This is a genomic window from Pseudoalteromonas rubra (genome assembly GCF_005887095.1).
GTDB lineage: Bacteria > Pseudomonadota > Gammaproteobacteria > Enterobacterales > Alteromonadaceae > Pseudoalteromonas > Pseudoalteromonas rubra_E.
In genome coordinates this window covers 1-305 of record NZ_PNCI01000160.1, presented here as the reverse complement: position 1 = coordinate 305, position 305 = coordinate 1, and the positions used below count along the sequence as shown (strand labels likewise).

Here is a 305-nt window from a genome sequence, read left to right as displayed (position 1 = left end):
AGCGAGAGACGTTATTTTCAAGTGCGTATTGCCCCGCGGCTGCCAGCATTCCGGCTTGGCGCATGCCACCACCGAGTACTTTTCTCCAGCGCCGTGCTTTTGTGATAAGCGCCTTTGTGCCTAGTAATAGCGAGCCAACGGGAGCACCTAGCCCTTTTGATAAGCAAATTGAAACCGAGTCAAAGTGCTGGGTAATATCTGTAATATCAACGTTTAATTCAACCGCTGCATTAAACGCACGTGCGCCATCTAAGTGCAGAGCTAACGAGTGCTCATTTACAAAATGACGTGCTTTGGCTAAGTAG

Annotated in this window: 1 protein-coding gene; it reads right to left on the bottom strand. The window is 48.9% G+C overall.

Annotated elements, in window-relative coordinates; all coding sequences use genetic code 11:
- A partial coding sequence (locus tag CWB99_RS23720; protein WP_249332102.1) for a beta-eliminating lyase-related protein occupies window positions 1–305 on the bottom strand: 305 nt, incomplete at both ends.